Consider the following 10,229-nt stretch of genomic DNA (forward strand, 5'->3'; position numbering starts at 1 on the left):
TTATTCTGTTCTTCTGTGGCCCATTGGTGGATCGGGAATTAGAAAAACCAACCGTAAGAATGTAAACCTTTGCCTAACAGATTAACGCCTAGATAACAAATCCAAACTACCACAAAACCTGTGGCTGCTAAAATTGCTGGGCGTCTTCCCTGCCAGCCGCGAGTAATGCGGGCGTGCAGGTAGGCAGCAAATACTAACCAAGTAATTAGCGCCCAAGTTTCTTTCGGGTCCCAACTCCAGTACGATCCCCAAGCTTCGTTAGCCCAAACTGCACCGGCAATAATGCCAACTGTCAGTAAGGGGAATCCTAAACCGATGATGCGATAGCTAATGTTATCAAGAGTTTCTGCTAGATTCAATCGCTGGGGCGAGAGAAGTTCTGCGGTTTGAGTTGGGGCGGTTGATGCGGTTTGAACGGTGGCTAATTCGAGCACTGCGGTGGTGCCTAAACCGTTATTGTTGGAGTTGAAAGAGGGTTCGCTGAAAACTAAGGCGCTGTCGGCGCTGGTTTCTGCATTTTGAGGTTCGGGGTTTTGAGGGCGTTGGAGGCGGTAGTTGCCGTTGCGGTTGCTGTTGGTGCCGAAGGAACTACCGGTGAGTTCGATTTTTTGGCCGCGGGTGACGATTAAAAAGGCGATCGCCAGCAGGGCTCCTACCATTAAAGTTGAGTAACTTAGCATCATGACGCTAACGTGCATCATCAGCCAGTTTGATTTGAGGGCGGGTACTAGGGGTTCTGCAGATTGCATGGTTGCCGGCAGAGTCAGGGCTGCAAAGGCGGATATTGCCATTGCTACGGGGGATGTGGCTACTCCTACTAAGCGGGAACGGCTCATGTTTTCCGCGACTAGGTGGATGGCGGTGATTCCCCAAACTAGGAAAAATAGGGATTCGTAGAGATTGCTTAAGGGGAAGTAGCCGGCTTCTATCCATCGAGAACCGAGTAAAGCGGCGATGGATAGGTTGGCGACGCCCATTCCTGCGGTTCCTAGGGCCCCCAGGTAGGGAATGCCGGGGAATGCTGCGCCAACCCAGTAAATGAGCATTGTGGAGAACAAAACGGCAAAGGAGATGTTGTCCAGCCAGTTCTGGAGTACGACCAGATCCATAAAAATTACTCCGCTAGTGTTTTTACTTATTTTTGCTAACTAGATCGATCGTACTGGGGTTGGGCAGTTTTGGGTTTGGGATTTTGAATTTTTGTGGCAATTATGAGTGATTGGCGGTTGTTGAGGTACGGGCGGGCGATCGCGCGGACGCATCAAACAAGCTACTATTGACCCACCAGACGAGTGTCACCCCGTCAAGTCACACTTGTTGATTCTGGCTGAGGGCTTGAGGTTGGACGAGTTCCAAGTAAGGAAACACGGAATGCTGAGGGGCGAAATTCGATCGCCGATTAACAAAATTAGGACTTACGCAGATGGGGCCCGAAACCGGGTTTTTTTAGGAAAATCCTTCGTTCGTACTCGAAGATTAAGTAAAAAACCCCGTTTCTTGGTCGGGAGTGCGTCTAGGACTGAAAATATAGGATGTTTTTTGATCTGGGGCTATCTGGAATCCTTTAGAATTGATTGAGCTGATTACCCATTTGCTGTTTTTGCAACCAGCAAAAAAACGGAAGCCCCCGACAATCGTTGTGGATACTCCCCAAATTTTAGACTAAAGCTCAACCTCCCAGATTTATCAAGGCGAGTCAAATCTAAAATCTAAAATCTAAAATCGACTGAGGGTTCGAGCAGTTGCATAGGTTAGAGGAGAGGTTGGGTTAATGCGTCGAGATTCAATATTTTACCTTAATGTCCGCAGAAGGCTCCCGCTATAACCGAGGGGGATTTATCGAGATCCGCGAGTCCCCCCGATGGTTTAGCGGCGAGATGAATGCCGACCAGCTAACGATTGAGCGATAGCGAATCATTATAATTCTACCCGTGTTTGTGTTGGGTAAAATGTGGTATCATTCTACCATGTTAGTAATAGAAGCAAAGTTAAAAGGAACTCAATCACAGTACAGTAAGTTGGATGAAGCAATCCGCACCGGACAATTCATCCGCAACACTTGTCTGCGATATTGGGAAGATAACAAAGGAGTCACTAGGAATGACCTCCAAAAGCTTTGCTCGGTACTAGCTAAAAACAAGGAAACCCCTTGGACGAAGAAGCTTAACTCTCAAGCTAGACAGGCTCACGCAGATAGAGCGTGGTCTGCTATTGGGCGTTTTTATGAAAACTGTAGATTGGGTAAGCCTGGTAAAAAAGGCTACCCCAAATACAAGAAGTTCAGCCGTTCCATTGAGTACAAAAACAGTGGATGGAAATTATCTGCTGATAGAAGACAGATAACCTTCACCGATGGTTTTGAAGTAGGAACGATGAACTTATGGAGCTCTAGGGATTTGGTCGGGTATTCAGAAAAACAAATCTCTAGGGTTCGAGTTATCAGACTTGCTGATGGCTACTACGCTCAGTTCTTAGTGAACTGGGATAGAAGAGAGGAGCATGAGTTTCAAGGAAAAATGACGGGAATCGACTTAGGGCTTAAAGAGTTCTACACCGATTCTGATGGAAATACTGTCGATAACCCTCGATATCTGAGAAAGTCCGAACGTCGCCTCAAGATGCTGCAACGCCGGGTTTCTAAGAAGCATATCAGGGGCAAAAAGCAGTCTAATAGATACCATAAAGCTCGCAGGGCTTTAGCCAAACAACATCTCAAGGTAAGTAGACAGCGTGAAGACAAGGCTCGTAAAGATGCTCTGGCGCTAGTTAGATCTAACGACCTAATTGTCTACGAATACTTGAAGATACGAAACATGGTGAAAAATCACCACTTAGCTAAGTCTATTAGCGACGCATCATGGTATCAATTCACTCAATGGCTTCAATATTTGGCCCTGGTTCACGGTGTCATTGTTATCGCTGTTCCACCTCGAAACACGACTGTTGATTGTTCGTGCTGTGGATCGAAAGTGAAGAAAACTCTTAGCACCAGGACGCATCGATGTAACCAGTGTGGCACGGTTTTAGATCGCGACCACAATGCCGCAAAAAACATTTTTGCAAAAGGATTCAAGCTGTTAGCTGAATATTTAAACAGTACCGTAGGGCATACGGAATCTGGAGCCAAAAGCTCAAAAGCGCAGGGAGAAACTAACCTCTGGCTTAAGAACGGAGACGTTCTTGCTCTAAGTTGGCTCGATGAACTGCGAACCAAGAATTCTTGGGAATCCCCCACTATATTCGGTACTCCAAATTAGTGGTGGGAGGATGTCAAAAGTTTACAAATTTGAACCGAAGGGAGGCAGAGGCGATGTTAGGGATTACGCTTGAGGAAACTCGCTTTTATCGGGAAGCTAAGGAAGAAGGCATTGAACAAGGCATTGTGCAAGGCATTGTTCAAGGTCGCGAACAAGAAGGAAGAGCCTTGATTTTACGTCAGTTAAATCGCCGTCTGTTAAATCGGCGAGTTGGAACATTACCGGAATCTATCACGACTAGAATTGCTGATTTGTCGATCGAGCAAATTGAAACTCTAGCAGAGGAATTGTTAGATTTTCAGTCGATCGAGGATTTAGATGTTTGGCTGGAGAATTTGCCGCAGGGAGATTGAAACGAGGTTAGGAATTGCACTTGAGGGGGCGATCGCGCCATTTACGCGCACCAACACATCAAACGTACCCCCCCTCTATTTCCTGGGTTTTAGGGTTCTTTTGGTGCATCCGCCGTTGCTGAGAGGATGTTAAGCGTGCGATCGCACATAATGGTTGACAGATAACGATCTGGCAAGTTTTATACTGCAACCTTTTTAAGCAGAGATTAAAAAGAGAGGGACGATATGACTTTTGCTGGTGGGGTAGCAGACAAACTAGGCAATCGCTATGAAGGTCGGTGGACTGTGCATTGTATGGTTGATGTCATGGATGAGAAAGCCGATTCTATTAGTCTAGAACCACCAGGTATAGACGGGATAGAGTTTTTTATTCGTCGAAATGGTAAATTGGAGTATCACCAAGTTAAGCGACAAAAAAGTGGGCTTGGGCGCTGGACACTAAAATCTTTGCAAGATCAACAAGTGCAAGTCCTATCTGACTTTTGGAGAAGTCTTAGTAATCCAGATGTTTCTTGTGTATTTATTTCTACTCAAGATGCAGAAGAATTGCAAAGGTTAGCGATGGATGCAAGAGATGCTGCATCATTGACAGAGTTTGAGCAAACTTATCTTAATAAAAAACTATCAGGTCACTTCGATACGCTCCTTCAGAAATGGGGAAATTGTTCTCGCACAGATGCTTACGAAGCGATCAAGCGAGTCAAAGTGGAAACAGTTGGCGAGCAATTTCTGGTTAATACTGTTGATAATCGTTTAGCAGCTTTAGTTGAGGGCGATTCAAAAACTGTAAGGATTGAACTGGCTGAACTAGCACTAAACAGAATTAGGAATGAGTTAACAGCACATGATATCTGGCATTACCTATTGGAACAAAGAGGCTATCGCCGTCGCGAGTGGGGCAAAGACCCTCACGTTTTGGCTGCTGTCGATCGAGTGAACGATCGCTACCTTTCTCGTTTGCAGAAAGAAGCGATCGCAGGAGCAGTAATCCCCAGAGATGAAGTAGACATTATTTTCAATAAGCTCACCTCACTAGATAGTAAAGGCGGTGTATTAGTTGCAGGTGAAGCTGGAGTTGGTAAAAGCGGCGTCATTCTTCAAGCTGTGGAAGCGCTTCGTAAAGAGGGTATCCCGTTAATAGCTTTTCGGGTAGATCGTTTAGACCCAACAGACTCACCCGATCAAATCGGAAAACAGCTAGAAAATTTACCCGGTTCTCCTGCTCATGTTCTAGCCAATATTGCACAAGGGCGTGATTGTGTCCTGATTATCGATCAGCTTGATGCTGTAAGTAAAGCTTCTGGTCGCAATCCTCAGTTTTTTGAATGTATCGATCTAATCATCGACCAGGTTAAAGCTTATCCACAAATGCGTCTACTACTAGCCTGTCGCAAGTTTGACCTAGATTATGACTGCAGACTTAAGCGTTTAACAGGTGAGAATGGCATTGCCGAGACAGTGATAATTAGCCGCATGTCTCACGATAAAGTGCGAGAGATGGTTGCAGAAGTGGGATTAGATAGCAGCTTACTGAACAATAAGCAACTTGAATTGTTATCTATTCCTTTGCACTTGAGATTGCTAGCAGAAGTTGCAGAAGTTTCCAAAGCTAATGTCCTCAACTTTAGGACAGCAAAAGATATATACGATAAGTTCTGGGACTATAAAAAGGATGTTATTCACGGTCGGCTTGGTGCTTCTGAGCATTGGACGAATGTAATATACACTCTCTGTGATTACATGAGTAAACATCAGAGGTTGTCTGCTCCCAAAGCTCGTGTGGATAAATATGGAAAGACTGCTGAATGGCTGGCATCCGAACACGTATTGATTCTAGAGGGGCAGCAGTATTCATTTTTTCATGAAGGTTTTTTTGACTATGCTTTTGCCCGTCGTTTTGCAGGTGAGGATCAGGAATTATTGGAGTTTTTGGGAAATAGAGAACAGCAACATCTGTTTCGCCGCGCTCAAGTTCGCCAAATCTTAGTTTACGAGCGGGATGCAGATCGCGATCGCTATCTTGCCGACCTCCAAGCTTTACTCACTAGCTCTAACATTCGTTTTCACATAAAAAAGGTAGTATTTTCCCTGCTTGCAGCGCTAGATGACCCCACACAAGAGGAGTGGGAAATTATAGCTCCCTTGATGGGTGACGAATCCGAGCCTATCACACAACAAGTCTGGCGAACTTTGCGTAGCTCGGTTCGTTGGTTCCAACTACTAGACTCTCTACGATTAATAGAAAAATGGCTCAGGGATGAGAACGACGAGCGTATCGAGCAAACGATAACGCTGCTATCTATTATGCAGAGGCAGATACCGGAGCGGGTGGCTGAGCTAGCAGAGCCTTTTATTGGCGTATCAGAAGCATGGCATAATCGGCTAAACCACCTTATACAAGGGGCAGAACTTGTTCCTTCTCGTCGTTTTTTTGACTTTTTCCTGCGACTGATTGGTGAAGGGATTCTGGACGAACCACGAGAAATAATCGATTTTAATCGTGACTTCTGGATGAGAATAGATTCTTTACCGAAACATCATCCAGAATGGGCTTGTGAAGCTATTGGTTGCTATTTCAATCGGTATTTAGATTTAAGTATTGCTGCTGGACAACCCAATTTGTTCGATCGAAGCTCTAGCGCCCTACCTTACAGCAATTTTTCAGAAGAAATTTTAATAGCAAGCGTCCGTAATGCTCCCAGAGCTTTTATTAAATACTTACTTCCTTTTATGCTTCGGGTGATGGATCTAACCTCTCTGAAGCAAAATAATCCACCTTGGCCTGATTTGGTCTGGTATTGCCGAATTCATGGTAAAGGCTATGAGATTCATGATGCCTTATTACGTGGAATGGAAGAGGCAATATCGAATTTGGCTGCGAACCATCCTGAAGACTTTTCGCTCCTCGCAGAGCAGCATCTTCGTAACTCCAATTTTGAAACAATCCAGTTTCTGTTGATTCGTGCCTACACTGCGAATGGAGAAATATTTGCCGATGAAGCCATTGATTACCTCGGCGAACAAACAGCACGACTTCAAACAGGAGGATTGGTAGATCGTAATGGAATTATTCGTCATGAACTTTACTTTTATACCCAACTTTTACTAAAAGCAATTACGACGCATTGTTCTCATGAAAACTTACTAAAGCTTGAAACTTTGATTCTCGATTACTATACAGAAGCTCCAAAATCTACTATAGCTCTTAAATTCCGAGGCTATCCACAGTTTCTTTTGCTAGATGCGATTGATTCCTCGCGACGCACAGAAATAGCTAATCGTCGGTTACAGGAGTGGAAACGTAAGTTCACTGCTTTACAGTTAATACCATCAGACGAAATCGAACCATCAGAGCCAATCGCAGCTTCTATTGTTGGTTCTCCAATACCTAAGAAAGCAGCAGAAAAGATGACTGATGAGCAATGGTTAAAGGCTATTGCTCGTTATGATTACAATGATCTTAGAAGTGGATTTCAGCGGACTGGGCAAATAATAGGTGGAGCTTATAACTTATCTAAATTTTTAGAAAGCCAAGTAAAACAGGAGCCTTTGCGCTTTGCTGGATTAATAGGGCGGTTTCCCGATAGCGCGAATTCATCTTATTTTAATGCAGTTTTATGCGGTATTGCAGAAGTTGATATAGATTTTGAAACTGCTTTTATGGTATGTCAGCTTTGCCACCAATTACCTAATTATCCTTGTGGTCGTTCGATTAGTTTGCTGATGGGAAAATTAGCTGATTTAGCTTGGTCTCAAGAGGCTTTTGATATTGTAACTTGGTATGCCTTAAACGACCCTAACCCAGAACAAGAGACTTCCAACGGACAGGTTTACTATGGTGGTGATATTTTAAATGCTGGAATTAATTCCACGCGAGGTAGTGCTGTAAGTGCCATCGCTAAACTAATTTTTGCGGATAAAAATCGCGGATATTACTTTCGGGAACATCTCCAACAGATAGTTCAAGACTCTTCGATTGCTGTTAGATCGTGTGCTGTTGAAGCACTAACAGCAATGTTGAATTATGACCGAGACTTAGCTGTCAGCTTGTTTCAGCAACTTTGCAATACCGAAGATGCACTTCTAGGAACTCACACTGTTGAGGATTTTTTGTACTATGCTTTACAAACGCATTTTAAAGTGCTGGCATCGATTGTTGAACGGATGATTATGTGTGAGTTACCGGAAGTAGTAAAGGTTGGGACTAGACAAGCCTGTGTAGCATCTCTAAATATCGAAGAGGCACGTTGGCTGGCAGAACTTTGCCTGTCTAGTACAGAAACTCATCGCATCGCTGCTGCTGAAATATTTGTAACTAACTTTCGTATAGCACACTTTCGGGAGTTTTGTGAAAATAAATTAATATCTTTTTTTGATGATTCGACTGAAAAAGTGCGTTCTCAAGCAGCTAGGTGCTTCTTGCATCTTGAGGGAGATGAACTGGGTGATTACATCTGTTTAGTGGAGGCATTTGTTGATAGTCGATCATTTTATAATGACGACTACAACTTAATTCATGCCTTGGAAAAGACAACAGCTAAACTTCCAAATGAGGTTACTTATCGAGTGTGCGATCGCTTTCTCGAAGGCTTGAGGTCAGATGATTCTGATATTCGTCAGCGTGGAAGGATTAAAGCAGACAAAGTTAGTAAATTAGTCCTGCAATTGTACAGTCAAAGCCAAGACACAAACCTACAAGTGCGTTGTCTTGACTTGATTGACTTTATGACTCAGATGGAAGTTTACAAATTGGCTGAGGTGCTAACGCAATATGATAGATAAAAGCGAGTCTGTTTCCCGTGTGGGGTTGCTGAAGCCAAGTAATGGAAATAGGGAATTGCCTTCGTGATGGCAGCACAGATTAACTTAAAATGGAAGAGACGTTACAAAAACGGCAATTATCAGTACCCCTCCCTTCACGCTTCCTCTCTCACAATTGGCCCATAGTCGATCGCCCGCAAAGTCAAACAATCGATCAAACAGTCGATCGACTAAAACAAACCTCATTACCAAGGATTGCCAATCATTCTAAAAGCAGACCAATAATAAGGATGAGAGAAATTCTGAGTCGTCGTGTTTGCCAATTCCGGGGGTAACGGCAGATTGCCAACAGAAGTGTGCAGCATCCCCCCTTCAATTCGCACTTCTCCCCGCAACATCGCTAATTGCGCTTGCCGCAGTGCTTCTGCTTTAATCGGAGCAGTTTTTAACTGCCCGTAAAACTCCGTCATCAATCCTAAACTGCCCTCGTCGCTGACATACCAAAGAGTCGCCATAGCCGATTTAACCCCGGCTTGCACGGCTAACCCGCCAAAGCCCAACTCGGCCTCTCGATCGCCCACAGCAGTCTTGCAAGCACTCAAAACTAACATTTCAACTTGCGGGCTGTGCCATCCCATTTGCCGCAACTGATCCAAACGCAATTTAGTATCCCACAACTGAATAAAGGAGTGGCTGGGGTCTCCCGATCGAAATTCGGCGTGGGTAGCCAAGTGAATCATCCCAAAAGGATACTGCTGGCGCTGCGATTTCAAATTAGCCAGGGTGAAAGCTTCGTTCAAGAAAGACTTACCCGGCCACTGCTGCGGCGTGATTGTGGATACTTCTATTTCCACCGCAGGCAAAGGACTCATCTCTGGAAATTGCGACGCCCCCATTGCCAGAACTTGGGTATTTTTGAAATTGGCGGGGCTGGTATCCGTCAAACTCAGACTCGGCATTGAGCCAACACTGTAACGCTCTATCAGAAAGCCTTTGCCGTCGTGCAGGGCACCCATCGGTATCGATCGCAACCCCATATCTGAGATAAAAGATAAATTCTCAATGCCTTTGGCTTGCAACTCTGCTTCGAGCGGCGCTACCATCCACTGGTAGAGTTGCTGAGCCAAGGGCAAATAACTTTTAGTATTGCGCTTTACCGGATTAGTCAGTTCAGTACGAAATCTCCGAACAGCTTCCATTACCTCGGCGCGAGAGGTTCCAGGGATGCGCTGGCGAACGGGCACGCCTTCCGGAGTGATCACCATCATTTCCAGTTCGTCAGAGGCTTGAATTTGCTGTTCTACGCGCAAAACGGGGGAACTGCTATAAGGCCGAGCGACTGTAGAACCCCTGGGTACAAAGTTGATATAAATGAGAGCTGGTTTGATGCCTGTGGCTTGTTGGACACTGCGAAGGGTAATTTGGGCATCTTCTAGGGTGGCGAGCGCAGTTGTTGATGGCAAATTTAGGTAATCGACAAACTCGCTGGTAAATCTCTCCTCCACGGGAAAAATAACTGCGCCGACGTTAGTTGGCAACTTAGAAGCGTCAAGATTCGCAAACGCGGGAGGTGAAATGCCCTGTTGCAAGGAATTAGATATCTGGTTTTGCTGTTGCAAGCTGGGCGAAAATAAACGATTTGTGCTGGGTGGCAGGTTGGCTGCGAGCGCCTGTGTCGGTATCGGTGCGAGATTTATCGGCGCAGCAGCAGGCGCAACCACTGGATTGGGAGTAATTGTGGGTGCGATCGGCAAAACATTGGATATCGGCGCTGGATTTTGAATTGTGGGTGCGATCGGCAAAACATTGGATATCGGCGCTGGATTTTGAATTGTGGGTGCGATCGGCAAAACATTGG

General features: G+C 45.0%; 5 protein-coding genes. 3 read left to right on the plus strand and 2 right to left on the minus strand.

The window, feature by feature from the left end; all coding sequences use genetic code 11:
• Positions 1–38 precede the first annotated feature (38 nt).
• On the minus strand, positions 39–1,109 hold the full coding sequence (ccsB, locus tag QUA16_RS23755) for a c-type cytochrome biogenesis protein CcsB (RefSeq protein WP_333103140.1): 1,071 nt from the start codon (positions 1,107–1,109) through the stop codon (positions 39–41).
• Positions 1,110–1,967: 858 nt separating this feature from the next.
• Here ccsB and QUA16_RS23760 point away from each other — a divergent pair.
• From QUA16_RS23760 to QUA16_RS23770, 3 genes are all read left to right on the plus strand, one after another.
• Positions 1,968–3,257: a transposase gene (locus QUA16_RS23760; RefSeq protein WP_333103138.1), complete on the plus strand. Its 1,290-nt coding sequence runs from the start codon at positions 1,968–1,970 to the stop codon at positions 3,255–3,257.
• Positions 3,258–3,286: 29 nt separating this feature from the next.
• The gene (locus tag QUA16_RS23765; RefSeq protein ID WP_333103136.1) at positions 3,287–3,610 is read left to right on the plus strand and encodes a DUF4351 domain-containing protein; all 324 of its coding nucleotides are present in this window, start codon (positions 3,287–3,289) and stop codon (positions 3,608–3,610) included.
• Between the two features lie 225 nt (positions 3,611–3,835).
• Complete coding sequence (locus QUA16_RS23770; protein ID WP_333103135.1) at positions 3,836–8,392, plus strand: hypothetical protein; 4,557 nt, start codon at positions 3,836–3,838, stop codon at positions 8,390–8,392.
• A gap of 224 nt (positions 8,393–8,616) precedes the next feature.
• Here the strand turns inward: QUA16_RS23770 and QUA16_RS23775 are convergent.
• Positions 8,617–10,229, minus strand: a 1,613-nt coding sequence (locus QUA16_RS23775; protein ID WP_333103131.1) for a CHAT domain-containing protein, incomplete at its 5' end; no start/stop codon positions are given.

Source organism: Microcoleus sp. S13_C3 (assembly GCF_036700905.1).
Taxonomy (GTDB): domain Bacteria; phylum Cyanobacteriota; class Cyanobacteriia; order Cyanobacteriales; family Microcoleaceae; genus Microcoleus.

Bases quoted from the DNA above. Each gene is read 5' to 3' on its own strand.
- ccsB (WP_333103140.1), bottom strand. From the start codon at position 1,109: ATGGATCTGGTCGTACTCCAGAACTGGCTGGACAACATCTCCTTTGCC.
- QUA16_RS23760 (WP_333103138.1), top strand. From the start codon at position 1,968: ATGTTAGTAATAGAAGCAAAGTTAAAAGGAACTCAATCACAGTACAGT.
- QUA16_RS23770 (WP_333103135.1), top strand. From the start codon at position 3,836: ATGACTTTTGCTGGTGGGGTAGCAGACAAACTAGGCAATCGCTATGAA.